This is a genomic window from Pontibacter chitinilyticus, from assembly GCF_039748935.1.
Lineage (GTDB): Bacteria > Bacteroidota > Bacteroidia > Cytophagales > Hymenobacteraceae > Pontibacter > Pontibacter chitinilyticus.
The window spans coordinates 253,344-278,778 of record NZ_JBDIZJ010000001.1 but is presented as its reverse complement, the minus strand read 5'-3'; the positions used below and the strand labels follow the sequence as shown (position 1 = coordinate 278,778).

At 48.9% G+C, this 25,435-nt stretch carries 27 protein-coding genes and 1 other RNA gene; 10 read left to right on the top strand and 18 right to left on the bottom strand.

The window, feature by feature from the left end; genetic code table 11:
- Positions 1-73: 73 nt before the first annotated feature.
- Positions 74-1,564, top strand: coding sequence for an oligosaccharide flippase family protein (locus ABDW72_RS01155; RefSeq protein WP_347156600.1), 1,491 nt, complete (start codon positions 74-76; stop codon positions 1,562-1,564).
- A gap of 29 nt (positions 1,565-1,593) precedes the next feature.
- Here the strand turns inward: ABDW72_RS01155 and ABDW72_RS01150 are convergent, their stop codons facing one another.
- Positions 1,594-2,712 (bottom strand): DegT/DnrJ/EryC1/StrS family aminotransferase, encoded by a 1,119-nt coding sequence (locus tag ABDW72_RS01150; protein WP_347156599.1) that lies wholly within the window; start codon positions 2,710-2,712, stop codon positions 1,594-1,596.
- Between the two features lie 155 nt (positions 2,713-2,867).
- On the opposite strand from ABDW72_RS01150, the gene ABDW72_RS01145 reads away from it, so the two are divergent.
- Entirely contained in the window at positions 2,868-3,533 is a 666-nt protein-coding gene (locus tag ABDW72_RS01145) for a hypothetical protein (protein ID WP_347156598.1), read from the top strand.
- A 10-nt stretch (positions 3,534-3,543) separates the two neighbouring features.
- Here the strand turns inward: ABDW72_RS01145 and ABDW72_RS01140 are convergent, their stop codons facing one another.
- The 4 genes from ABDW72_RS01140 to ffs form a co-directional block, all read right to left on the bottom strand.
- Positions 3,544-4,254 carry a cell division ATP-binding protein FtsE gene (locus ABDW72_RS01140; protein WP_347156597.1) on the bottom strand — a complete coding sequence of 237 codons (711 nt, stop codon included), beginning with the start codon at positions 4,252-4,254 and terminating at the stop codon, positions 3,544-3,546.
- A 5-nt stretch (positions 4,255-4,259) separates the two neighbouring features.
- Positions 4,260-4,463: a fructose-6-phosphate aldolase gene (locus ABDW72_RS01135; protein WP_347156596.1), complete on the bottom strand. Its 204-nt coding sequence runs from the start codon at positions 4,461-4,463 to the stop codon at positions 4,260-4,262.
- A 105-nt stretch (positions 4,464-4,568) separates the two neighbouring features.
- Entirely contained in the window at positions 4,569-5,225 is a 657-nt protein-coding gene (fsa, locus tag ABDW72_RS01130; protein ID WP_347156595.1) for a fructose-6-phosphate aldolase, read from the bottom strand.
- A gap of 104 nt (positions 5,226-5,329) precedes the next feature.
- Positions 5,330-5,426: signal recognition particle sRNA small type (gene ffs, locus ABDW72_RS01125), an RNA gene on the bottom strand.
- A 337-nt stretch (positions 5,427-5,763) separates the two neighbouring features.
- On the opposite strand from ffs, the gene guaA reads away from it, so the two are divergent.
- The 5 genes from guaA (at position 5,764) to ABDW72_RS01100 (ending at position 11,947) form a co-directional block, all read left to right on the top strand.
- Positions 5,764-7,293: a glutamine-hydrolyzing GMP synthase gene (guaA, locus tag ABDW72_RS01120; RefSeq protein ID WP_347156594.1), complete on the top strand. Its 1,530-nt coding sequence runs from the start codon at positions 5,764-5,766 to the stop codon at positions 7,291-7,293.
- A gap of 167 nt (positions 7,294-7,460) precedes the next feature.
- A complete protein-coding gene (locus ABDW72_RS01115) occupies positions 7,461-9,161 on the top strand; it encodes an ABC transporter substrate-binding protein (protein WP_347156593.1) in 1,701 nt (566 codons plus the stop codon).
- Positions 9,162-9,177: 16 nt separating this feature from the next.
- Positions 9,178-10,494 carry a glutamate-1-semialdehyde 2,1-aminomutase gene (gene hemL / locus ABDW72_RS01110; RefSeq protein WP_430438136.1) on the top strand — a complete coding sequence of 439 codons (1,317 nt, stop codon included), beginning with the start codon at positions 9,178-9,180 and terminating at the stop codon, positions 10,492-10,494.
- 291 nt (positions 10,495-10,785) lie between these two features.
- The gene (gene dcd / locus ABDW72_RS01105) at positions 10,786-11,322 is read left to right on the top strand and encodes a dCTP deaminase (RefSeq protein ID WP_347156592.1); all 537 of its coding nucleotides are present in this window, start codon (positions 10,786-10,788) and stop codon (positions 11,320-11,322) included.
- A 172-nt stretch (positions 11,323-11,494) separates the two neighbouring features.
- Complete coding sequence (locus ABDW72_RS01100; RefSeq protein ID WP_347156591.1) at positions 11,495-11,947, top strand: DUF4890 domain-containing protein; 453 nt, start codon at positions 11,495-11,497, stop codon at positions 11,945-11,947.
- 67 nt (positions 11,948-12,014) lie between these two features.
- On the opposite strand, the gene gldC is transcribed toward ABDW72_RS01100, so the two are convergent.
- On the bottom strand, positions 12,015-12,353 hold the full coding sequence (gene gldC / locus ABDW72_RS01095) for a gliding motility protein GldC (protein WP_347156590.1): 339 nt from the start codon (positions 12,351-12,353) through the stop codon (positions 12,015-12,017).
- A gap of 76 nt (positions 12,354-12,429) precedes the next feature.
- On the opposite strand from gldC, the gene ABDW72_RS01090 reads away from it, so the two are divergent.
- A complete protein-coding gene (locus ABDW72_RS01090) occupies positions 12,430-13,482 on the top strand; it encodes an endonuclease/exonuclease/phosphatase family protein (protein ID WP_347156589.1) in 1,053 nt (350 codons plus the stop codon).
- 167 nt (positions 13,483-13,649) lie between these two features.
- Here the strand turns inward: ABDW72_RS01090 and ABDW72_RS01085 are convergent, their stop codons facing one another.
- The 12 genes from ABDW72_RS01085 to ABDW72_RS01030 all read right to left on the bottom strand — a co-directional run bounded on the left by ABDW72_RS01085 (position 13,650) and on the right by ABDW72_RS01030 (position 23,781).
- Entirely contained in the window at positions 13,650-14,057 is a 408-nt protein-coding gene (locus ABDW72_RS01085; RefSeq protein ID WP_347156587.1) for an RDD family protein, read from the bottom strand.
- An 87-nt stretch (positions 14,058-14,144) separates the two neighbouring features.
- Positions 14,145-14,711 carry a dihydrofolate reductase family protein gene (locus ABDW72_RS01080; RefSeq protein WP_347156585.1) on the bottom strand — a complete coding sequence of 189 codons (567 nt, stop codon included), beginning with the start codon at positions 14,709-14,711 and terminating at the stop codon, positions 14,145-14,147.
- A 137-nt stretch (positions 14,712-14,848) separates the two neighbouring features.
- The gene (locus tag ABDW72_RS01075) at positions 14,849-15,547 is read right to left on the bottom strand and encodes a hypothetical protein (protein WP_347156584.1); all 699 of its coding nucleotides are present in this window, start codon (positions 15,545-15,547) and stop codon (positions 14,849-14,851) included.
- A 192-nt stretch (positions 15,548-15,739) separates the two neighbouring features.
- Positions 15,740-16,222: a hypothetical protein gene (locus ABDW72_RS01070; protein ID WP_347156583.1), complete on the bottom strand. Its 483-nt coding sequence runs from the start codon at positions 16,220-16,222 to the stop codon at positions 15,740-15,742.
- Between the two features lie 77 nt (positions 16,223-16,299).
- Complete coding sequence (locus ABDW72_RS01065; protein ID WP_347156582.1) at positions 16,300-16,839, bottom strand: hypothetical protein; 540 nt, start codon at positions 16,837-16,839, stop codon at positions 16,300-16,302.
- Positions 16,840-17,115: 276 nt separating this feature from the next.
- Positions 17,116-18,240, bottom strand: coding sequence for a DNA polymerase III subunit beta (gene dnaN, locus ABDW72_RS01060; protein ID WP_347156581.1), 1,125 nt, complete (start codon positions 18,238-18,240; stop codon positions 17,116-17,118).
- A 106-nt stretch (positions 18,241-18,346) separates the two neighbouring features.
- Positions 18,347-20,038, bottom strand: coding sequence for a gliding motility-associated ABC transporter substrate-binding protein GldG (gldG, locus tag ABDW72_RS01055; RefSeq protein ID WP_347156580.1), 1,692 nt, complete (start codon positions 20,036-20,038; stop codon positions 18,347-18,349).
- On the bottom strand, positions 20,032-20,760 hold the full coding sequence (gldF, locus tag ABDW72_RS01050; RefSeq protein ID WP_347156579.1) for a gliding motility-associated ABC transporter permease subunit GldF: 729 nt from the start codon (positions 20,758-20,760) through the stop codon (positions 20,032-20,034). The genes gldG and gldF overlap by 7 nt, the downstream gene beginning before the upstream one ends.
- A gap of 80 nt (positions 20,761-20,840) precedes the next feature.
- Positions 20,841-20,987: a hypothetical protein gene (locus tag ABDW72_RS01045; RefSeq protein ID WP_347156578.1), complete on the bottom strand. Its 147-nt coding sequence runs from the start codon at positions 20,985-20,987 to the stop codon at positions 20,841-20,843.
- 140 nt (positions 20,988-21,127) lie between these two features.
- The gene (gene gldA / locus ABDW72_RS01040) at positions 21,128-22,048 is read right to left on the bottom strand and encodes a gliding motility-associated ABC transporter ATP-binding subunit GldA (protein WP_347156577.1); all 921 of its coding nucleotides are present in this window, start codon (positions 22,046-22,048) and stop codon (positions 21,128-21,130) included.
- Between the two features lie 201 nt (positions 22,049-22,249).
- Entirely contained in the window at positions 22,250-22,903 is a 654-nt protein-coding gene (locus ABDW72_RS01035; protein ID WP_347156576.1) for a phosphoribosylanthranilate isomerase, read from the bottom strand.
- Positions 22,904-23,073: 170 nt separating this feature from the next.
- Entirely contained in the window at positions 23,074-23,781 is a 708-nt protein-coding gene (locus tag ABDW72_RS01030; RefSeq protein WP_347156575.1) for an SDR family oxidoreductase, read from the bottom strand.
- Between the two features lie 113 nt (positions 23,782-23,894).
- Between ABDW72_RS01030 and ABDW72_RS01025 the strand changes: the two genes are divergently transcribed.
- Both ABDW72_RS01025 and ABDW72_RS01020 read left to right on the top strand, forming a co-directional pair.
- Positions 23,895-24,626 (top strand): MlaE family ABC transporter permease, encoded by a 732-nt coding sequence (locus ABDW72_RS01025; protein WP_347156574.1) that lies wholly within the window; start codon positions 23,895-23,897, stop codon positions 24,624-24,626.
- 15 nt (positions 24,627-24,641) lie between these two features.
- Positions 24,642-25,430, top strand: a complete 789-nt coding sequence (locus tag ABDW72_RS01020; protein WP_347156573.1) for an ABC transporter ATP-binding protein — start codon at positions 24,642-24,644, stop codon at positions 25,428-25,430.
- Positions 25,431-25,435 lie beyond the last annotated feature (5 nt).

Below are 25,435 nucleotides of genomic sequence, written 5' to 3'. Positions count from 1 at the left end.
CCGCATTTTATACTTATGTTCTATCAGCCCGATGTTCTTTTTAGGATTACCTTTGCAGTTCTGATTTCAACCCATGAGTAAGCAGCTTCAACGCGAAGGTATCTGGAACACCGTCATTTCCTACGCCGGTATTGCGATCGGATATGTGAACACCATTCTCCTATTCCCCAATTTTCTGGATGAGGAGCAGGTGGGTTTAACGCGGCTGCTGATCACCATTTCTACCATGTTTGCGCAATTCGGAGCCCTCGGCTTCGTGAACATGAGCGGGCGCTATTTCCCATACTTCCGCAACCGCGAAAAGCAGCATAACGGCTTTCTGTTCCTGCTGCTGGCTATTCCATTGCTGGGTTTTGCAGTTATTACGGTGCTTTTCCTGCTGTTCAGGCCCGTGGTGATGGACTATTACAGCGGCAACGGCTCCTCGCTGCTGCAGGAGTTTTACTATTATATTATTCCGCTGTCGCTGTTCACGCTGCTCTTCAACCTCTTTACGGCATACCTGCGATCACTCTTCAAGACGATTATCTCGTCGTTTGTGCAGGATTTTCTGCTGCGCCTGCTCACTACGTTGCTGATCTCGGTGTATGCGCTAGGCTGGATGGATTTCCATGCGTTTGTGCTGCTGTACATTGGCATCAACTCCATTATTGCGCTGGTGCTGATTGGCTATACATTCTGGCTGAAACAGCTATTCCTATTCCCCTCAAAGGCAGGTCTTAGATTAATTCCCCTGCGTGAAATGCTGACGTATGGCTTTTTCACATTTATGGGCAACATCTCCGTCACCATCATTACTACGGTAGACCAGATCATGATCAGCGCCTATAGCATGGGTGACAACGGCATCTATACCACTGCTTTTTTCATCACCAGCCCTATCATGATTCCGTCGCGGTCGGTGCTCAAGATTGCTTTGCCGCAGGTGGCTGAGTACTGGAAAGAGCAGAACATGCCGAAAATGGAAAAGCTCTACCAGCAGATTACCGTTATCAACATGATTGTAGGGTTGCTGCTATTCATCGGCATTTGGGCTAACATCGATAACGTGTTTTCCTTTATGCCCGCCTCGTACCGTGCTGGCAAGTATGTGGTGCTGTTCCTGTCGGTTGCCCGCCTTGTAGACCTGGCGACGGGCCTCAACGGCATCATACTGGCAACTTCGGAAAAGTATCGGTGGGATCTGTTGTTTAACGTAGTGCTGGCCGGTCTTACCGTATTTACCAACTACTATTTTATTCCACGGTATGGCATCAATGGCGCCGCTTTCGCGTCCATGCTCTCGTACGTGCTCATTAACCTGGCGCGGCTGTTTTTTGTGCAGTGGATGTACAAAATGCAGCCTTTTAGCTGGAGCGCTGTCTCGATAACGGCTATTGCGGCGGCAGCACTCGGAATATCTTACCTCCTGCCCCATCTCCGGCATGTCATCCTGGACATTGTGGTACGCTCCAGCTTGATCATCCTGGTGTATGGCGGCCTGCTGCTTCAGCTTCAGGTATACCCGGAAATGAATGCCTGGCTCAAAAAAATCGTGTATAGCTTTACGGGTATAAAGCTTTAGGTCAGCTGTTTCTATACTTACCTGTGAGGCTATACCTGAGCAAAGAATGCTTGTATGTTGTCACAGATATACTGCAGCTGTTCCTCTTTCAGTTCCGAGTGCATGGGCAGCGATAGAATGGACTGGCTTAGCCGTTCCGCCATCGGAAAATCTCCCTGCTTATTCTTTGATTCTGTGAAGGCTGCTTGCAGGTGCAGGGGCTGCGGATAGTATACAATGCTTGGAATAAAGTGCGTGCGCAGGTGCGCCTGCAAGGCATCCCGAAGTTCCGGTGCGACTGTAATCGCATATTGCTGATACGTATGCGTGCTATAAGGTACCCGCTGCGGCGCCTGCACCTGTGGCATCTGGGCAAAGGCTTTGTTATAGTATGCGGCAATTTGCTGCCGCGCCGCATTAAAAGTTTCAATGTACTTTACCTTTACTTCCAGCATCACCGCCTGCAAGGCATTCAGTTCAGGAGCATCACCGTCCAAAGCGGGTAGTGAGTGTAGCATATCTAGGCCGAACGTGGAAGCCAGTTCGGGATAGTTCAGGAGCAATGCGGCTCCCTCTCCCTCCCCCAGCAACGGCTTTGCCGGGTAAAAGGCTGTGGCGGCAGCGTGCCCCAGCGATCCGGCTGATTGGCTGCGGCCGTTGGGCCAGGTATAAACGGCTCCAAATGCCTGTGTTGCATCCTCCAACAGCCACAATTTATACTTCGTGGCTACCTCCAGCAGCTCCGCCATGGCAGCACATTGCCCAAAAAGATGCACCGGAAGTATGGCTGCTGTAGCAGACGTAATAGCTGCTATCACTGAAGCCGCATCCAGTGTGAAAGTGCCGGGCTGCACATCGGCCAATACAGGTATAAGCCCCATACCCAGCAACAGCTTTACCAGAGAAGCGTCTGCAAAAGCGGGCAGTATGACCTCTGCGCCAGCAGGCAGCTGCAGGGCTTTTAAGGCTAGCACTAAGGCCGCTGTTCCGCTGGCACAGGGTACCGCGATATTTACCTGCAAAACATTTTCCAGCTGTCGCGCCAGTTGCGCCACCTGGCTGCTACCCGTAAAATCCATACTTCCCATCACGGCACTGAAAGCAGCGTCCAGTTCCGGCTTTAGCCAGGCATACTGCGCCTTTTGGGCAGTCATTTTGATGTCTTCCATGCGTTCCTTTCCGTCATATGTCAGCAAAGATAAGAAAACTCCGGCCCGCAATAAGCCGGGCTGCATCGCAGTAAAGGAGCGATGCCTGCCTCTCCGGCCTGTAACCTGAAGGCACTGGTGAGGGTACAATTATAGTATAACCTACAAAATATACTATGAAAGCATTTCTTCGCGCCGTTTTCCTTAGCCTGTTTTTAGCGGTGTTCCTGCTGTCCTGTTCACAAGCTGACAAAGAGGACCAACAAACCGCCGAACGGGAGCAGGCACTTACCGAATACCGGAACTTCGTAACCCAGTTCGAGCAGGACTCTCTTTCTGAAGTGGAACTCCGTGCCATGCAGCAGGCAGATAAGGACAGCACTTCCTGGGCCGAACAGAAGCAAATGCGACAGCAGCAGTTTCAACAATTGAAAGATAACGTGCAGACAAACGCAGCAGCTTACGAGCCGGGAGAACGCAATGAGATCCTGGACCTGGAGCAGCGGTATAACCAGGCGGAAGAAAAACACCAGCAACAATACGATGACGTGAGCCGCAGGTATATGCTGCGCAACGAGCTACTGGGGCTGGAGGTAAGCACCGATGACCTGAGCGAAATTACGGCAGCAAATATTACCGGGGTTTACCAGCAGTTTGTACAAACGTTAGCACAGAAAGCCGATCAGTTGGACAACCGAAGCTGGGAAATGGTAGAAGGATGGTGGAATGCACTAAATAACCGCCGGCTTGAGGTAGCCGACAATCTTTCGGCCGCAGATAAAAACGCTGTGGAAGCAGCTGCCAAGCAGTACCAGCAGTTGATAGCCCGTAAAGCCAAATAGCTAAGGAATCTTAATAGCCGTTTGTAAGTGTAAACTGCTCTACCTGCGAGTCCAGCACTTTGCCATTCTCACATTTAAGCACCCGCTTCGGGTAATGGTTGATAATCTCGTAATTGTGCGTGGCCATCAGTACAGCCGTGCCGCTGTTGTTGATCTCCAGGAAAAGTTTCATGATGCCATCGGCTACTATCGGATCTAGGTTACCGGTCGGTTCGTCGGCAAAAAGGATGACAGGCTCATTCAGCAGGGCACGGGCAATAACGATGCGCTGCTGCTCACCGCCCGACAGTTGATGGGGCATTTTGTTTGCAGCGGCATCCAGGCCCACACGCATCAGCACCTCGGAGATGCGCTGTTTTACTTTCGAGCTATCTTTCCAGCCGGTGGCCCGCAGCACAAAGCTCAGGTTTTCGGCCACAGTCCGGTCAAACAGCAGTTGGAAATCCTGGAAAATGATACCGATCTTACGGCGCAGGTAAGGCACCTGCTTACGGGGCAGTTTGGTAAGCCGGAAATCTGCGATAGACGCATTGCCGGCCAGCAGCGGCAGGTCAGCATAAAGTGTTTTTAGCAGCGAGCTTTTACCACTTCCGGTGCGGCCAACAAGGTATACGAATTCTCCTTTCTCAATATCAAAGTTTACATTGCTCAGGATCGTGTTCACGTCCTGGTAAATGGCTACGTCGCGCAGCGACACAACGGGAGAAGCGGAAAAACTCATAAAGATTAAAGCTCTAATTTCTGAAGTTTGCCAAATGCAAGCGACTCAATAAGCTGGGCTAGGGCCTCTTCTTTGCCCTCCAGGCCATAGCGGTCCAGGTTCTTGAGTGGGCGATCTGCTCTAAAATACGCAATCAGCACAAAATTATCATCGCGCAGCTGGATATAATCCGGAATCTTGGCCTTGCCTTTTACTTTAATGATGTACATTTTCTGAATTATGAATTAGTAAGTATGAAGTATGAAACAGAAACGCCGCAGAATGTTCTACATGCTGCTGCATTACCGTTTCATACTTCTTCATTCATAATTAGCTTATTTGTTGCCTTTAGCGTGATCGGCCAAAAACTTCTGCAGGCCGATGTCGGTGAGCGGATGATTCAGCAGGCCGGTGATTACAGAAAGCGGGCAAGTTACTACGTCAGCGCCAATTTCGGCACACTGCACCAGGTGCATCACGTGGCGCACGGAGGCAGCCAGCACCTGCGTCTGGTAGCCATAGTTGCCGTAGATCTGCACCATCTGCTCAATCAGCTGCAGACCATCCGTAGACACATCATCTAAGCGGCCCACAAACGGTGATACGTATGTAGCGCCTGCTTTCGCAGCCAGCAGCGCCTGTCCGGCCGAAAACACCAGCGTACAGTTTGTTTTGATGCCCCGGTCGCTGAAATAGCGAATTGCTTTTATACCATCGCGGATCATCGGTACTTTTACAACAATATTGGGGTGCAACTCTGCCAGAAACTCTCCCTCCCGCACTATATTTTCGAAATCTGTAGCAATTACTTCCGCACTGATGTCCCCATCCACAATCTCGCAGATCTTTTTATAGTGCGCGATAACGTTGTCATGGCCGAAAATACCTTCTTTCGCCATCAGCGACGGATTGGTGGTAACACCATCTAACACACCTAAGTCGTGTGCCTCCTGGATGTCCTGCAGATTTGCAGTGTCAATAAAGAATTTCATAGAGTGGGATATAGATTTGCCTACAAATCTAACGCAATAAATGAGAAAGCGGAAAGCAATGCGGATAAAATTGCCGGGAGCGGCCTTTGAGGAAAGGGCAAAAAAAAGTGGCAAACCAACATCGCGCCGCTCAACCGCCTACCCTTGCTCACTTCCGTGCCTGGGGGAGTTCGGCGGGAGCTGGCCGTGCCGATTTGCCGTTGCAAAAGTAGCTGAATTTTATTTCAGCACAAACGAAAACGCAAAAAATTTCTGCTACAAGTATAGAATCAGCGGAAGACAGGTTTTCCTAATAGAAGGCTGTGCCGCTCACCCCACCAGGTATAGTGATCATATTCAGGAGCATACGGCCTGCTGCAAGGTATGGCTGCCACAGCAGATGGCTCCTGCTCCCACACCGTGTTGCCGCAACTGCCGCAGGCGCTTGCATTGGAATCAAACGCCTGTATTACGGCACAGAGCGTCCTGCTGTAAGCCGTATGGCTGAAAATCATCTGTAAAGAATTGGCAAAACTATAAAAGCACCTTACCTTTGCGCATGCCAGAAAAAATTCTTATCCTCGATTTTGGTTCGCAATATACCCAGCTCATTGCCAGGCGGGTGCGTGAGCTGAATGTATATTGCGAAATATACCCGTACAATAACATACCAGAACTTACAGAAGATGTGAAGGGCGTGATCCTCTCGGGCAGCCCCTGCTCGGTTCGCGACCAGGAACACCCTACCATTGCGCTGGACCAGCTCTTGGGCAAACAACCCGTGCTGGGCGTTTGCTACGGTGCCCAACTGATCGCACACGAATATGGCGGCGAAGTAACGCCTTCCACCATTCGGGAGTATGGCCGCGCCCGCCTTAATGAACTGCACACCGCCGACCGCCTGCTCAAAGAACTTACCCCGGGCGCTGTGGTGTGGATGTCGCATGGCGATACCATTAAAGAAATACCGGATAACATAGAAGTAATTGCCAGCACCGAGAGCGTGCGTGTGGCGGCTTACAAACTGCGCGGCCAGAAAACGTACGGCATCCAGTTTCACCCCGAAGTAACGCACTCGGATGAAGGAAAGACGCTGCTGCGCAACTTTGTGGTGCACATCTGCGGCTGTCAGCAAGACTGGACCTCGGAGCAATTCGTGGAAGCCACCGTGGCTGACCTACAGGTGCAACTCGGCAACGACAAGGTGGTACTGGGCCTCTCCGGGGGCGTAGACTCCAGCGTAGCTGCCATGCTCATCCACCATGCGATCGGCAAAAACCTGTACTGCATTTTTGTCGATAATGGCCTGCTGCGCAAAGACGAGTTTGAAACCGTGCTAGACTCCTACAAGCACATGGGCCTGAACGTGAAGGGCGTGGATGCAAAAGAGAAGTTCTATGCGGCACTGGCTGGCCTAACCGATCCGGAGCAGAAGCGCAAAGCCATTGGCCGTGTTTTCATTGAAGTGTTTGATGACGAGGCGCACCAGATTGAGGATGTAAAGTGGCTGGCACAAGGCACCATTTACCCTGACGTGATCGAATCAATGAGCGTAAAAGGCCCTTCTGCTACCATCAAGTCGCACCATAACGTGGGTGGATTGCCTGATTTTATGAAGTTGAAGATTGTAGAGCCGTTGAAGACCTTGTTTAAGGACGAAGTACGGCTGGTGGGCAAAACACTGCACATCGACAGCACCATTCTGGGGCGCCATCCTTTCCCGGGTCCCGGCCTGGCAATCCGTATCCTCGGCGATATTACCCCTGAGAAAGTACGTGTCCTGCAGCAGGTGGATCATATCTTTATCAGCAACCTGAAAAAGTCCGGGTTGTATGACGAAGTATGGCAGGCCGGTGCCATCCTTACGCCGGTGCAGTCGGTGGGTGTGATGGGCGACGAACGTACGTATGAGAACGTGGTGGCGCTTCGCGCTGTAACCAGCCTGGACGGCATGACCGCCGACTGGTGCCGTTTACCGTATGAGTTTCTGGCAGATGTATCGAACGAGATCATCAACAAGGTAAAAGGCGTGAACCGCGTGGTGTACGACATCAGCTCCAAACCGCCAGCTACTATTGAGTGGGAATAATTATTCTGACGAACGTAAGACGGGTAAAAGATAAAGTATAAGTACCTGTTTGCCGCTCTTCCGGAAGGCTTCGCTTTTGAGCTCCGGGGCGGCAGCGGGTAAGTGCCTATAAGATCGCTTGCCGGTCTTATAGGCTTTGTCTTTCAGCAAAGTTTCAAACCAATTGTATGATAAAAAGCTTCTGGAGAAGTATGGCCGGCTTGCTGCTGGCGGGTTTGCTTGCCCTGCCTGCCCAAGCACAGATGCAGGATGCCGCTACCACGTATAGCAATGGCAAAGTGCTGCTGCAGCAACAGCGCTACGACCAGGCCATGGCCGAGTTTTTACCTCTTACTGATGCGGCATCACCCTATGCGCCGGAAGCGTCTTACTTCTATGCCCTGGCTGCCCTGAAAAGCAACAAACCCAAGGAAGCCTACCAGATGCTGCTGCAGTTGCAGAACCAGCACCCGGACTGGACCGGAATGGCTGATGCAGACTACCTGCTGGCCAACGTGCTGTTTGAACAGGGGGAGTATGAGCGTGCTTTGAGCAAGCTGGAAGAACTACGAGGTACACCCTTAGCAAATGATGCAGATGGCCTGAAGCGCTTTTACCTGAATAAACTAAACAATCGGGCGGCATATGAGCAATTGCTAAAGCGCTTTGACTCCGACAAAATAGTAGCCCAGGCGTATGCTGATAAGCTGATCGGGGGCTGGTACCGGCCGGAAGACCGCCAGGCGCTGGAAAGTATTGTGCAACACTTTAACCTGGACCGCAACCGCTACCTGAGTAAAAATGCGTTGGCTGGCAAAGGCTATAACGTAGCCCTGCTCCTGCCCTTCCAGCTTAACCAACCACCTGCACAGGCAGCCCGCAAGAATCAGTTCGTGACTGATATGTATGCCGGCATGAAGCTAGCGCAGGACTCTTTAAAGCAACAGGGCATCAACATCAACCTGTATACTTATGACACCAGCGCCGATACGATGAGCGTAGTGCGCGTGCTGGAATTGCCTGAACTGAAGCAAATGGACCTGCTGATCGGCCCTATCTACAAAGCAACGGCCAAAGTCGCGGCGCGTTTTGCTTCGCAGAATGATATCAACGTCATCAACCCACTGTCGCAGGATGTGGACATGGCGCGTGGCAACAATCATGTGTTCCTGTTTCAGTCGTCTGCAGAAACACAGGCACGGCAGGCTGCAACGTATGCCTATCAGAATTTCAGTCCTAAAACGGCCGTTATACTTTACGAGAACACTAAGGACGATACTACCTTTGCCGGTAATTACCGCCGCCAGTTTATTCGGTTGGGAGGTAAAGTGAAGGTATACAAAAAGATCAGCTCCAGCCAGACCACGGAAACAGCTGCTGCTTTTAACAGCCTGAACCTGCAAGAAGTGGGGCACCTGGCCGTTTTCTCTGATAAAATGACGGCTGCCGTAAACGCAACAAGTCTGCTGCAAGGCAGTGCCTCCAAGCTGCCCCTGATGACGTATGAAAGCTGGCTCGACATCAACCAGATCACGCTACGGCAGCTTGACGACCTGGAAGTATACTTTATCAGCCCTAAATTTGTGGACAAGCAGAATCCTGTAAACGACTGGTTCCGCAAAAAATATAGTAGCCAATACAACCTGCCGCCCTCCATGTATGCTTATGCCGGCTTCGAAATGCTTTACTACTTCGGAACGATGCTGCAGAACTACGGGCCGCAGTTTAACCAGCAACTGGCTACTTCGGGTATACTGCCCGGCGCCTTTTACCCCGGCATAGGCTATGCGGAACGTACACACCGGATGCAGCTGTACCCGGATAACCAGTATGTACCCATCACTAAACTGGATAACCTGCAACTTACTGTGGTTAATCCTGTTTATTAATTTTAATCTCTGAACGATGAACCCGATGATACAAGCACCCTTGAGCAATGAACTTTTTCAGCGCGCGCAAAGCAGCATACCCGGAGGCGTTAACTCTCCGGTAAGAGCTTTCCGGGCAGTGGGCGGCAATCCCCGTTTCATGGTATCGGCCAAAGGGCCTTACCTGTATGATGAAGACGGCAACCGCTACCTGGACCTGATCAACTCCTGGGGGCCAATGATTCTGGGCCATGCCTCCGAGGTGGTGCAGGAAGCAGTACAGCAGGCAATACCGCACTCCCTCTCTTTTGGCGCTCCTACGCGCAAAGAAGTAGAAATGGCAGAGCTGATAGTAAGTATGGTGCCGGGCATCGAGAAAGTGCGCATGGTTAATTCTGGGACCGAAGCCACCATGTCGGCCATACGGGTGGCGCGGGGCTATACCGGGCGCGATAAGATCATCAAATTTGAAGGCTGCTATCATGGGCATGGCGACTCCTTCCTTATTTCTGCGGGTAGTGGCGCTATTACCCTGGGAGTGCCCGACAGCCCCGGCGTAACCAAAGGCACTGCGAATGACACCCTCACGGCTCCTTACAACAACCTTGCGACCGTAGAGGCACTGGTCGCAGCCAACAAAGGCCAGGTAGCCGCTATTATCCTGGAACCTGTAGCGGGCAATATGGGCCTGGTGCCGCCGCAGGAGGGCTTTCTGCAGGGCCTCCGCGACCTGTGCGACAAAGAAGGCATTGTGCTGATCTTTGATGAAGTGATGACGGGCTTCCGTCTGTCGCCAGGTGGGGCGCAGCAGCTCTATGGCGTAACACCGGACATGACCACGCTGGGCAAAATCATCGGTGGTGGCATGCCCGTAGGTGCTTATGGTGGCAAAAAAGAACTGATGGACTATGTTGCTCCGGCTGGCCCTGTGTACCAGGCCGGCACGCTGTCGGGTAACCCGATTGCGATGGCAGCAGGAATGGCCATGCTCACGTACCTGAAAGAGCACCCAGAAGTATACACCCAGTTAGACCACACGGCCTCCTGCCTCGAAGCCGGCATGCAGCAGAACTTGCAGCAACTGGGGCTACGGTATACAATCAACAGGGTAGGCTCCATGTTCAGCTTATTTTTTACTTCGCAGCCCGTCGTAGACTTCGAATCAGCTAAAACGTCTGATACGGCGCTATTTGGCCTATACTTCAACCATATGCTGCAGCGGGGCATCTACCTGGCGCCTTCGCAATACGAGGCACTTTTTGTATCTACTGCTGTTACGGATGACTTGGTAGCGCAGTATGTTCAGGCAAATATGGAATCTCTGCAAGCTGCTTTAGCTACAGCGCAAAGCTAACTCCCCTGCTATCATCACGAGCTCGCAAGTATAGATCCCGCAGATTTCTTTAAAGAAGTATAAGTATAAACAAGGCTAGCTCCAAGGCATTGTTTATACTTATACTTTGATTCTCCGAAGTCAGTCCGCAAGCTCATTTCAGCTCAGGCCCTCCTTATTAGAGCATTGCTATCCTGAAAGCTGTTGCCACACATAAATGGGCAGGTGAAGTATAAAATCGGCTAAATAAAAAATTCAGTTTACATCTGTGGTCATATTCATTACTTTTACAGAAGTTTTCCTTCCTATTCCATGATATTAACAGACAAACAGATTTTAGCTGAGATTGAAAAGGGCACGATCCTGGTAGAACCCTTTAACCGCGCCTGCCTCGGCACCAACTCTTACGATGTGCACCTGGGCCGCTACCTGGCCACGTACAAAGACGAAGTGCTGGATGCCCGTAAACACAACGAGATTGATGTGTTTGAAATACCGGAAGAGGGCTTTGTGCTGCGCCCCGGCACTTTATATCTGGGTGTAACGCTGGAGTATACTGAAACCCACGCGCATGTGCCGTTCCTGGAGGGAAAATCGAGTGTTGGCCGTCTGGGCATCGACATCCATGCCACTGCAGGCAAAGGGGACGTAGGCTTCTGCAACACCTGGACGCTGGAAATATCGGTATCGCACCCGGTGCGCGTTTACTACAGCATGCCTATCGGGCAACTGATTTACTTTGAAGTTAGCGGTGGCATTGAGAATTACTATAACACCAAAAACGACGCAAAATACAACCGCCGCACCATCACGCCAGTAGAGTCGATGATGTGGAAGAATGAGTGGTAGTAGCGTCATAAAAATCTTAAAAAAGGCCTCAGAATAGCTATTCTGAGGCCTTTTTGGCATAGTTTCTGCACTATATTAAGCGCAACTTAACCTACTGCTTGAATTCTTTGCTTAACTGAGATGTTAGGAAAGACGATAGCAAGGAAACAAACTAAAAGGAAAGGAAAAGACTATGAAAAAGCTATTGATAATAACCTGTATGCTGTTCGGAGGAGCTTTTGCAGCCCAGGCCAGCAGCATGACAGGTCCAACTGAAACTAACACAAGCAAGCTTACGGAAAACCGTAAAGAAGCCCTTGTTGAGAAAAGAGCGGAGAACCTTTCGGACATGATGATTCGGGAGCTACGCCTTAATAAATACCAGTCCCGAAAAGTGCGTGCCATTAACCTGGACGTGGTTAACAAGAAAATGGCCGTAGAGCGCGAATTTGCTGGCAATCAGAACCTGATCGACCAGAAAACAAAAGAGATTACCGCCACGCGTGATCGCCTGCTGGAGCATGTGCTTAGTACCGTGCAGTATAACCACTATTTTGGATCACGCAACGCCTATAACCAGGCTGAGCAGGATTTTATGGCCAGCAATACTACCTTGGAAGTTCCTGCTACAGCTAGCATCAACTAATTACCGGAAGTTTTTACCCTTTCAATGAAAAAGGCCGCTCTGCAGAGCGGCCTTTTTGATGGAGGCATTACTTATTTTTCTGTTGCTCCTCCTCCACATGCTTCGAAAGTTCGGCACATAACGCCCGCATTTTCTGCGCCATCACGTCATCGCTGGTAGCGGTGGCTATACTTTGGGCCATAGCACCGATGGTATCAATATAAAAATATTTCATCTCGTCCACCGGCATATCTTTCGTCCAGAGGTCTATTTTCATCGTGCCTGCTTCGTCGCGGTCCCAGAGGGAGATGTTGATCGCTTTGGCAAAATGGATCTTCTCGCCCGCATCTGTTGCCCGCCAGCTAATCGCCTCCGGTACACTGTTATCGTCGAGGGCAATGCTAAAGTATATTTCTGATTTCTTCATTTTCGTAATTTTTAAACTTTGTAGTATCTATATCTCGTAATATGTTTTAGGACATATATAGGTACAAAGTTACACGATGCACCACGGAATTAAAACCCTCTTTCTTCTTTTTACTGTCATCTTCCTGGCCGGCTGTGCTAAATTGCCTGTCAGCTCACCTAAAAAGGGGAAGCCGCAGACCATTGCTTTTTACAATACAGAAAAATTTTTCGACACAGCCGACGATCCGGCTACCAGCGACGATGCGTTTACCCCTGCTGGCGAAATGGAATGGACACAGGAAAAGTATAGCCGCAAGGTGCACAACATCGCCTCCGTGCTTAGTACCATTGGTGACGGAAACGGCCCCGCAGTTATAGCACTGGCCGAAGTGGAAAACAAGCAGGTGCTGCAAGATCTGGTTAACAGCCCGGAACTGCGGAAAAGTAAGTATAGCTTCATCCATTACGACATGGCTGATGAGCAGGGCCTTGACATTGCCCTGCTGTATAAGCCAAAAGCCTTTAAACCGACAGCGCAGCAACGTATCCCGATCAGCGCGAACGGCTCCAACCTGCAAACACGCGACATACTACAGGTAAGTGGCCTGTTGCAGGGACAGCCGATCACGCTTTTTGTTAACCATTGGCCACCCCGCACCCGCACCCGCCGGGGTATGCAGGACGACAGCCATTTACGTGCGGCAGCAGCTACCCTGCGCAAAAAAATAGATGCCCTGCAGGCTGCTGATAAGAAGGTGCGGATTGTGGTAATGGGTGATTTTGATACCGAGCCACGTACGGATGTGCTGGAGAAAGTTCTGAAGGCCTCCGGACGGCCTAATCCTTACTACGATCAGGAGCTTTTCAATGCATTTTACCTTCCCTACGTCAATGGCTTGGGCACCTACTTTAGCCACGGGGATTTTAAGATGCTGGACCAGATCATGGTCTCTAAATCGCTGATCGACGGCGAAGGGTTGGAGTATATCCGTGGCTCAGCGCAAATATTCGACCCGGAGCGCATCAAGTTTTTGTATGGCAAGTATAAAAATAGTCCGCTTAGCACCTTTTCCGGCACGACCTACTTCGGCGGCTACTCCGACCATTTCCCGGTATACATCCAGCTGCGGAAAGTGAAGGAACGCTAAAACCCTGACTCCAAGGCAACGTTCTAAAATTTTTCAAGATTAATGTTAGGCAGCTATGCTTGGTAGCCGTTTTGAGGAATTTGCCACTGTCACTTACTACAAACATTCTGCGGGATATTCCCCTCCTGCAAGGGTGGTGGGCATCACAACTGTTTGCATTTGTTTTATTATGCTTTTGAATTTGCATAAACCACAACAGAATCAACCAAGTAGTCATGGATAGCTTTCCCTTTCTTGTTGCCTGTGATTGTAAGCAGCGAAATCCAGCCTAAAAAGACTTTCACAATGTATCTTAAAATGGCTACAGGGAATAGCAGATTCTTCTGTTCATTTGACTCTCTCTTAACGCGGATTCCAATGAGCAGGTGTCCGATAGTTCCTCCAAAAAGGCTAATGAAAATTGGGTCATAGAGAAAGAAAATGAATATGAATGCTATAATCCGAGCATTGTCTGGCACGCTGCTAAAGAGCGAGAAGATGTAAGAAATTACAAACATGAAAATGACAATGACTACCCCATCAACAACTATGGCCTTGGCTCTGTCAAAAACGCCTGGATAATTTTCCCCTGCCATATTCCCTGAACTTTAAAACGAATGTGAATGGCTTCATAAGATCAACGTGCAAGGCCAATCCGGCCAAAGAAAGGTATTTAAGCAATGCTAGCGGCTCGTTGTTTCTTCGTTTGTCGGTTCATAATAAAGTATTACAGCTCCACCACGAAATACTTTAGTCTTTGTAAGTTTAAGAACAGTCCTGATGTTTGTATTTTCAAATAATGGCAATCCGCCTCCTGCAACAATTGGGTGTACACAAAGCTGGTATTCATCAATCATATTAAGCTTCATCAGTTGTATGATCAAACTCCGACTGCCCACGAGAATGTCTTTATCGGAATGTTGTTTAAGTTCTAAAACTTCTTCTTTAATCGGCCGGTCTGACACTTTAGCACTTTCCCATTCTGCATTTTTCAGTGTACGCGAAAAAACAATTTTTGGGATATCGTCTATAGCTCTGGCAAAATCGTCCATTGATTTATCACCTGAAGGATCTTCTAGTAGCGGTTGCCAAAACTGCATAAGTTGAAATGTTATTCTGCCGTACAGAATGGCATCTGCTTCCCTTAACAGTTCAGTATAATGTTGATGTATTTCCTCATCTGGCATTAATACTGTATGGTCGCAAAACCCATCAAGAGTCATATTAATCGCCGCAACTATTCTTCTCATACCTGATTTCAATTAGTAGCTTTTAGTTACTTGCGAACATTTTACAATGAACCTAATGGTGCTCGTGCATAATATAAGCTTTGGTTTTGGCTATGCCTCACCTATGTTATGCACGAGTACCGTTGGGTTTTGTAGTTTTATGGCTCACTCGTGTACTCCCGCCCTTTGATTTCCTTGTTCTTGCCTACTTTATTCAACGCCAAAGTTTTTTTTAGTCTGCCATAAAAGTCTTTCACTTCTTCAGCCACTACTTTACCTCCATCAATCTTAGCTAAGTATACAGAATTTTGAAAGCTGTTATCTTCTAAAAGCGTCTTCTGAAACCAAATCACACCTTTAACACCATCGAGGACTTCCCCATAGAATGCTCGGGCTTCATAGAGCAAGGAGTCAGTTTCATAGTCTCTTTCTTTGCCTGGATACAAATACCTGTTTTCACCATAGCTTACATTTTGAAACCTATTTCTTGGGGAGTGGAAGTAAATAGATGTATTAGCGTCACATTCATCACAATGCCTGCCTGAAAAGATTAGAAACGGAGCTTTACCGTCAATGTCAATTTGCCCGATGTACTCAAGTTCGTGAAGCTCTGTATCAAAAACAGGTCCTTCTTTGAATATCAGGTTACTGCCATCCACTTTTTTAAAAGTCCAAGTATCATATTGTAGCGCTTCTTGTGGCGCTTCTGACTTTATAGATTCTGGACCGCCAGCAGACAATAACACTTCTTCAGAAGCCTGTACCTTTCCTTCTTCAACAATATCATCTTTAGGTAGCTTTTCACTCTGGCTACAAGCAAACAAACACATAAACAGAATGTAAATTGTCCTTTTCATTTTTACTTTCTATTGAACCTAATGGGTTTGGCTATGCCGTGGCGAAGCTAACGTAAGGGTGTGGTTAGCCAAAGGATTGATTTTCTAACCCATAGCCGCATTTAAAGCATACATCCTACTATATGACATCTGGAGTAGGTGCTGCATGTAGAATGAAGAAGTAGCCTGATTAATAATAATGCTAAGGTTTTGCTATTGTACTTCGGTCAAAATAGATTTATGGGTGTTGTTTGCACTAGTTATTGCTTCTAATTTCAGTATTATGCCTTCATAGTTCTCAACTGCTTTTGGAATAAAGAACTTTTGTTTACTTAATGAATTTAGCATAATGCCCCTATTTAACTCAATAAAACCTGTGATCTGGTTTAGCATTAACGTATCATCAATGGTATGTTCATCCTTCAGCTTCAATATATTATGTTCTGTAAATGCAAAGGAAAATGATTTCATTGCTTCTATTTTACCTCTAATTACAAGTTCAGAGGCAATAAGCCCAACAACAATCAAGGTGAAAAAAAGCACAATAGCATCTCTGGTATCGAAAGCCATAGTTTTCCCAATGAATAAACAATAGAAAATTATTGCTTGAAAAACCCCGATATCTATGAAACTCATTAAATAAAGCCTTTTCTTTTCTTCTTTTAGCTTTATATCACTTAAATAAAATTTTTCCATCTTTTTTGTATTAATGTACTGGTGAAAACGACTGTGAGGCTGTAAGCCGAAGCTGACGTTTACGCATTGCTAACAGCTTAATTTCCTTCATTTATTTCGATATAATCAAATCCCAGAAATGATTCATAAAAGCATAGGCTAATTTTGTCTCCGAGCTTTTTATTTAACCATAAATTTTGGTCACATACAATCGTTTCATGTTTATTCCCATCGTTAACCACAAGAGTATTAACTTCAGGCCTTCTAAACCCACTTTCTTGCCGATACTTGTTTATAATAAAAAATGAACTGCAACTTGTTTTATATGCCGAAGAAGTGTTTAATTCGTTAACAACAAATAATAATGTTCCAATAACTGTCATTATCACAGCAAAACCAATTGCTCCTTCATCATAACTTTGTAAGCTATACCGCAAAATAACGGGTTTTATTTTTTTCCATAGTAAGTACCCTATTAATATACCGATTGCACTTATAGCAGCAGCAAACAAGTATGGTCTGTTATATTTTGGAATATCTTGAAAAGCTATTATTGCTAAAAACATACTTCCAAACAATAAAGTCAATATTATAAGAGCTAGTATTATTGCATTTTTTTTTGACGTGTTCCTTTCCATTATATATTGCTGCTAACTATTGTTAATAGGGAGTTATTCCAGTTGGCCTTTAGGGTGGTGTTTTCTTTTGCTCCTACAAGCAGGCTTTTACTTTTCCGTTGCCGTTATACATATATAAGATTTAGCTAATATAACAGATTTGCTAGACTTCCCAGCTAAGTATATATATTGACTGCTTCGTTATCAGTGCACATCCTATTAACTAGCCGCGGCCCTATAATACAAGAAAGGCGGACCTTTCAGCCCGCCTTTCTTGTATTATCTTTATGTGTTATACTATACGTAGTTGTTCAGCATCACCGGCATTACCAGCATCAGTACGTTCTCGTTATCTTCGTTGGCAAGCGGCATCAGCAAGCCGGCACGGTTCGGTGTCGAGAGTTCAAAGGTGATCTCATCCGAGTCTAGGTTGTTCAGCATTTCGGTTAGGAACTTGGCGTTAAAACCGATCTCCATGTCTTCGCCTTCATACTGGCAAGTCAGGCGCTCATTGGCTTCATTTGAGAAGTCCAGGTCTTCAGCCGAAACCTGCAACTCAGAGCCATTCAGCTTCAGGCGGATCTGATGTGTGGTTTTATTAGAATAGATAGAGATACGGCGCACGGAGCTTAACAGGTCCTGGCGATCGATCACCAGCTTGTTAGGGTTCTGCACCGGTATTACGTTTTCATAGTCCGGGTAACGCTCATCGATCAGGCGGCAAACCATCCGGATGTTGTCAAAGCTGAAAAATGCATTCGACTGGTTGAATTCCACGCGCACCGCTGTTCCTTCAGAAGGCAGCGTGGACTTCAACAGGGTAAACGCCTTGCGCGGAATGATCAGGGAAGCCTCCTGGCTGGTAGAAATATCTGTGCGGCGGTAGCGCAGCAGGCGGTGCCCATCTGTGGCAACAAAGGTCACGTTATCTTTGCGCAGTTGCACGTAAATACCTGTCATAGCGGGGCGCAACTCGTCGTTGCTTACCGCGAAAATGGTCTTATTAATTGCGCGGCTCAGCACGTTAGAAGGGATCTCTATCGCATTCGCGCCCTGCACCACCGGTACACGCGGGAAGTCTGTCGCGTTCTCGCCCGACAGCTTGTAGCGGCCGTTAGAGGAGCTGATCTCGATCGTATAAGTCTCTTCGTCTATCGTGAAGGTCACCGGCTGGTCGGGCAGGTTCTTCAGCGTGTCCAGCAGGATACGGGCTGGCGCAGCAATGCGGCCGTTCTCGCGCGCCTCTACCGGCAGCTCCGTGATCATGGATGTCTCCAGGTCACTGGCGGTAATGGTGAGGGTGCTGTTGTTTATTTCGAACAGGAAGTTTTCGAGGATTGGTACCACCGGATTGTTGGTAACTACCCCGTTTATGCTGGCGAGCTGCTTCAGGAGAGCAGATGAAGAGACGATAAATTTCATTATTCTACCTATAATGTGATTTGGACAAAGTTATAAATATTTCGCATTTATGCTACTTCATTGCCTTCTGGTTTTTCGCTCTTTACTGGCATTTAGCGCAATAAATTTAGAATCGCTCATACTTGCGCCGGCGCAGGTAGAACCGAATAACTCCAAAAAGCACCAGCAGCACGATGGGTGCTACCAGGTTCAGCAGTTGCCAGTAGGTCTTTTCTTCGCGCAGGCGAATCTTGTCCAGTGGCCGCAGCACAATCTCCTTACTCCTTACGTTAATTAATCCATTTGCGTCGAGCAGGTAGTGAATGGTGTTCATTGCCAGTTCCTTATTAGCGAATTTCACGTTGCTGTAGCGGTCGAAACCCAGTTCAAAGGGACGGTTGCTGCGCGGGTCGATCTCATTGCGCACCAGGTCACCGTCAGAGAATACGGCTATGCCAGAGGCTGCCCCCTGCTCGCGCACCTTTGTATCGGGTACACCCTGCGGTGCCCGGCGGTGACGGAACAACGACGTAAACTTCCCTTGCAGCAGGTAGCCTACCGGCTGCGGCCCCGCCTGAAATTGCGCCGGCTTTACTTCCATGTGTGCTTCCTCCAGTGTGAGCGGCACCGGCGCCTGCAGCACCCGCGAGTACTTAGATGTAAACAGCAGCGGCGTTTTCCGGATGCCATCAGCCCGAACTGTATCAATTGTACCTGCAAACCGGGCATACACGGCATCCAGGTTGCGCGTAATGGGGAGCTTGCTGAAGGTGTTAAGCAGCGGGAAGAAGTGCCAGGCTAGCATCTCCGTCTGCGGCTTATCGCCCATATAGCCCGTCACCATCGGGATAAAGCCTGCATTCATGTCCATGATCAGCGTGGGGTTCAGGCGCACGCCATAGCGGAACAGCATATCCTCCAGGTTCAGGTTGTAAGGCAGCGCGAACATACCGCCAGCCCCTACACTTTCCATGTTGGCATTCAGGGCATCTACAAAAAACACAGCCTTGCCCCCGTTCATGATAAACTGGTCTATTTTATACTTGTCAGCCTCCGTAAACGGCTTTGTCGGTTTGGCGATGATGATCAGGTCAAGCCCTTTAAGCGACGGGATTTGCGACAACTCGCCGCGGGCAACCCGGTAATACTGCTGCAGGGAGCCTAGCAGGTCCTCCACTTCCGGCAGCGGCAGTTCTCCCTGCCCGGTCAGGTAGCCAATGGTTTTGTTTCCCTGGAAAGCCAACTTACGGATGCCCGTTGCCAGTTCATACTCCACGCCCTCTACCGACTGATTCAGGCGTTCGTCAGGTGTAGCGGCCAGGTTACCTTTCAGGAAGTTCACGGCTGTTTCCTTGCCCTTATACTTCACAATAGCGCCGGGAAACACCAGCCGTTCCACCTGTTTGCCCTCTTCTGTGGCGTGCAGGTTGGTGGGCATGATGCCTTTTTTTGCCAGGTTGGTGATAAAAGCAGTCCGCTGCTTTTCATCAGTAATTTCATTCGGGTCGATGAAGTTGTAACGCAGGTTGCCATTGGAGTAGATGCGGAACTCGTCCAGCGTTTCCTGCACCGATTGCTGCAAGCGTTTAAAGCCGGCCGGAAAATCGCCCTCCAAGTAAACATCTACTACCACCTCGTCGGGCAGGCTACCGAGCATCTGCTTGGTTATAGGCGCAATAGTATAGCGGTTGTCCTCGGTCAGGTCCAGCCGGAAGAAGAAATTAGCGGCTACCAGGTTCAGCAGGACAATACCGGCTACCCAGCCCAGAAATACCAGCAGATCGTGTCGGCGCCTGCTTTTGTTGTGTGCTGCTACCATTTTCTGCTCCTCAATACAAGCTTTGTGGCCAGCACCATCACCGCAATCACACTCAGAAAGTATAAAACATCTCTGGAGTCTATCAGCCCTTTACTGATAGCCGTGTAATGGTAGGAGATGCCAAGCTGGCTAATCAGGTAGCTATACTTGCCCCAGAAAGGTATTGAGGCAATGGAGTCGAAGCCCGTATAAATGATGAAGCAGAAAAACACCGCAATCACAAAAGAAATGATCTGGTTGTCTGAGACGGATGAGGCAAACACCCCGATAGCCACAAAAACACCTGCCAGAAACATCAGCCCGATGTATGACCCCACCACCGCAGCCGAATCGATGTTGCCTGTAGGACTACCGAGTTGGTAAACAGAAAAGTAGTATAGCAAGGTAGGCATCAGGGCAAACAGAACCAGCAACAGCGCCGCGAAATACTTGCCTAGTATCAGCTGCAGGTCGGTAATGGGTTTGGTGAGCAGCAGTTCAATGGTTCCCTCCCGTTTCTCCTCAGCAAAGGTACGCATCGTGATGGCCGGAATCAGGAACAGGAAGAGCCAGGGCGCCATGTTAAAGAGCGTCTGCATGTCGGCAAAGCCATACTCCAGCACACTGCTCTCCGGAAACACCCACATAAACATACCAGTCGCCACCAGAAACACCGCAATGACGATGTAGGCGATCAGCGAGTTCAGGAAGCCGTTGATTTCTTTTTTTAAAATGGATAACACTTTCAGTTGAATTAGGAATTCGAAATCAGGAAAGCTGTGGAAAAACACAAAGCTCCTCCTCTTTTGCCTGAGGCAAATAGTTAGGCACGAAAGTACTTTTCTTTGTAATACTTCCGCTTCTTTTTGAGTTTGCTTAACAGAAATTGATTTTGCACAAAAATGCCGGCAAGTGCTACGGCACCAACGGTTAGCACTGCTTTCAGGTATAGGTCGTTCTTTTTTTCCATTGATAGTGTATAATTGTTTGTCTGAGTCAGGAGCTGCAGGATATAAAAATGTTCAGGACTGATTAAGCCGAATTGAAATCAGTACCGCTGCTTAATGTAAGGTTCTGCTTTAAACAACTGCATATCCTTTAAATCCTGATTCAGACATTTCCTTTCGTGAGCTCCTGGAAGATCTTTTCCAGTGAGTTTTCTTCCTGGCGCAGCCCAACCAGGGGCCAGTTATGCTCGGCAGCAATACGGAACACGCTGGAGCGAATATCGGCATCGGTATCTGAAGTAACGCGCCAGGTATGGCCCGGCGCAGCTTCCACCTGCAACACACCCGGTATATTTTGCAGAGCGCTGGCCTCTACCGGCTGTTCAAACTCCACCAGCGTTACTTTTTGGTGGCGGTTACCGGCCTGCAGACTTGCCACATCACTATCCGCAACAAGTTTGCCCCTGTTGATGATAACCACGCGGTCGCAGATGGCGGCAACCTCCTGCATGATGTGGGTAGAGAAGATCACCGTTTTGTTTTGCCCCACGCGCTTAATAAGTGAGCGTATCTCCACGATCTGATTCGGGTCGAGGCCAGTGGTAGGTTCATCTAGTATAAGCACTGGCGGATCGTGCACCAGCGCCTGCGCCAGCCCCACCCGCTGCCGGTATCCTTTGGAGAGCGCTCCGATCTTCTTGCCCTGCTCCAGCGTGAGGCCGCACAGCTCCACCATCTCCTGTACCCGCGCTTTGGCAGCTTTCCCTTTCAGGCCATACACTGAGGCAGTAAAATACAGGTACTCGTGCACATACATGTCCAGGTAAAGGGGGTTATGCTCCGGCAGGTAGCCCACGTGGCGGCGCACTGTTATCGGGTCCTGCACTACATCGTAGCCGTCTACTAGTATAGTGCCGGTGCTGGGCGGCAGATAGCAGGTCGCAATTTTCATAGTCGTGGATTTGCCGGCGCCATTCGGCCCCAGAAAACCCAGGATTTGCCCCTGCTCCACCGTAAAGGAGATATCCTCCACAGCATGCTGCGTGCCAAACACTTTCGTAAGATGCTTTACTTCTATAGACAAGTTATTGCTGCGTTAGGTATTAACTAAACTGGTAGGTTCTGAAAACCTGCAGGATTGTTTCTTCTGGCGTAAAGCTACAAAAGCTAAGCCATTCTATACTTGTTCCTGCTAGAGTTCCTCCTTTTTGTTTAGAACTTCCTCAGAAATTACTGCTTACTTATCAGCACAAATTTTTATGGTTTTCAGGTATTGAGAGCATGCTTATACTTTCTCCACGGCCTCAAAAAACTTCTCCAGTTTGTAAGGGTCCAGGTGGCCGTTGGTGCGCACGCCGCTACACAGGTCTACACCAAAAGGCTGCACTACCTCTATTGCCTCCCGCACATTGCCGGCATGCAAGCCGCCCGCCAGAAAAACAGGCTTGTTTATACTTTCCCGAATCCTGCGGCTCACGATCCAGTCGTGGATGCGGCCGGTACCACCTAACTCCTTCACCGGCAGGTGCGGGTTGCCAGAGTCCAGCAGCAGGGCGTCTGCTACTTCGGCCATCTGCTGCGCCTCCTCCACACTCGCCTCGCCCAGCACATGCACCACCTGCACCAGTTTTACGCCGGGCAGTGCCTGCCGCAACTGGCGGTATGTTGCCGGCGCTACTGCATCCACCAACTGTATGGTACTGGTATGCACCTGATGATGATGTGCTACAATGGAAGCCTCCTCCGTGTGCCGCGTAAGCAGAAACGAAGCGATAGGCGGCGGTATGGTTTGGGTGATCTCAAGTATAAGTTCATCGCTGATCATACCAGGCCCGCTGGGCATGTCGCCTACCAGGCCTAAGGCAGCAGCACCGCCTTGTATAGCTATCTGGGCTTCTTCTATACTGCTGATGCAGCAGATCTTCACTTTCGGCCTCATATGTAACACAGCTTATCCTTCGGCATTTTATACTACTGTATACTTTAGAACTGTTCTAGAGCCGGTAAAACATCTTAAATGTTATACTCTGGCGTAAGACAGCAAAGGCAAACTATACTTCCTTGCCAGGCTTCGTGCCATAGCTATTACACCGCTTTGCCATACTTACCTTACAAATCTCCCAATTGCGGCCTTATCAATAATTCTTCTACCACGCTATGGGTTGATAGGCTGTAGGCGTTGTAGATAGCCATCGCCACATCCTCAGGTTTTATAAAGCGCTCCGGCGGCAGGTCTATGCCGTCCCAACTGGCGGTAAGGGTGGCCCCCGGAAGTATAGCAGTTACCCGGACGTTATGTTCTTTCAGTTCCTCACGCAGCACTTTGGTCATGCCATAGAGCGCATACTTGGAGATGCAGTAGGAGCCGCCATTGATGTAAGGCGTAATGCTGGCTGTGGAGCAAAGGTTGAATATATGCCCCGCCCGGCGCGCGATCATCGCAGGCACAAACGCGCGGGTTAGGTAATAGGCGCTGTACAGGTTGGTATGAATCATAAAAGGAAGCGCCTCTTCGTTTTCTTCCGTGATCTTACCTGGTATAAACAGGCCGCTGTTGTTCACCAGCACGTCCACCTGCACGTTAAGTCCTTCCACGTAGCGCACAAACTCCTGCAGCGACTGCTTGTCACTTAAATCGGCCTCCCGGTAAAACAGCTTGGAGAAAGTATAGCTCTGCTCCATCTCTAACTTTAACTTTTGCAGGTCCTTTTCGTTTCGGGAACAGGTGATGATGTGGAAGCCTTCGCGGGCAAACTGTTCAATCACTGCTTTGCCGATCCCTTTGGTACCGCCGGTTACCAGGATGTATCGTTGCATAAAAATCTACGTGTTTGTATGTTTTACAATTTTAAACGTAATATAGGTATTAAACAGTATTTTTGTTTGGAATCACGTTATTAACCCTTGATTTAACTTCCTTTAAACCCTTTATGCTGCAACCTTTCGGAAAGTATTTACTCTTTATAACCAGCCTGTTTTCACGAGGGGAGTCGCCCCGCATTCTGTTTAACAGAACCATAGATGAAGCCATCCTGATCGGCATCAACTCTATTATGATCGTGGCTATTGTGGCTACTTTCATTGGGGCGGTAACGTGTGTGCAGGTAGCCTACAACCTGAACAATGCCTTTATCCCGCGGTCTACGATCGGCTTTATGGTGCGCGAGATGACGATCCTGGAACTGGCTCCTACTATCACGTCCATTGTACTGGCCGGTAAAGTAGGCTCCAGTATAGCCGGCGGATTGGGTACCATGCAAATCACGGAACAGGTAGACGCGCTGGAGGTGATGGGGATCAACTCGTCCTCTTACCTGGTGCTGCCTAAAATTCTGGCATCGCTGCTGGTTTTTCCTATGCTGGTAATTCTGGCCATGTTCCTGTCTATTGCCGGTGGCTATGTAGCGGGTACTTTATCCGGCGAGCTGACCGCACAGGAGTATATCACTGGTATTCGCGAAGATTTTATAGGATACAACATCCTGTTTGCGCTGATCAAATCAGTGGTTTTTGCATACTTGATTTCCACTATTTCTTCTTTCCGGGGATATTTTACCTCGGGCGGAGCTTTAGAAGTGGGCGCAGCCAGTACGGCCGCTGTAACCAACAGCGTGATAGCCGTGCTGATTGCAGACTTTGTATGCGCGCAATTACTGCTGTAAAGTTAATTTTATACTATGATAGAAATTCACAATATACATAAATCGTTTGGCGGTAAAAAGGTGCTGGATGGTGTCAGTGGCGTGTTTGAGACAGGTAAAACCAACCTGCTGCTCGGCTCCAGCGGCACTGGTAAAAGTGTGCTGCTTAAGTGCATTGTGGGCTTGGTAAAGCCTGATCTGGGCAGCGTCACCTTCGACGGTACGTACTTCACCAACAACAAGCTCGACATCCGGCAGGAGATCCGCCGCAAAATTGGCATGCTCTTCCAGGGATCGGCCCTTTTTGATTCTATGACCGTAGAGCAAAATGTGGAGTTTCCGCTGCAGATGCTCACCGACATGAGTCGCGAAGAACGCCTGGACCGGGTGAACTTCTGTTTGCAGCGCGTGGGACTGGAGAACTCCAACACCAAAATGCCGGCCGAGCTGAGTGGTGGCATGAAGAAACGGGTTGGTATTGCACGCGCCATTGCCCCGCACTGTACGTACCTTTTCTGCGATGAGCCCAACTCAGGACTTGACCCGCAGACTTCCATAAAAATCGACGAACTGATTCACGAGATCACCGAGGAGTATGGCATTACTACCATTGTGGTAACGCATGACATGAACTCGGTTATCGAGATCGGTGACAAGATCATGTTCCTTTATGAGGGCCAAAAGCTCTGGGAAGGAACCAGCCATGATATCATGGATAACGACGTGCGGGAGCTGAAAGACTTTATTTTTGCCAACCGCCTGATGCGCGATGCCAAGAAGGTAGAAGAACAGGAGGAGCAGGAAGAACAGCAGAAACTCTCCTGATCATA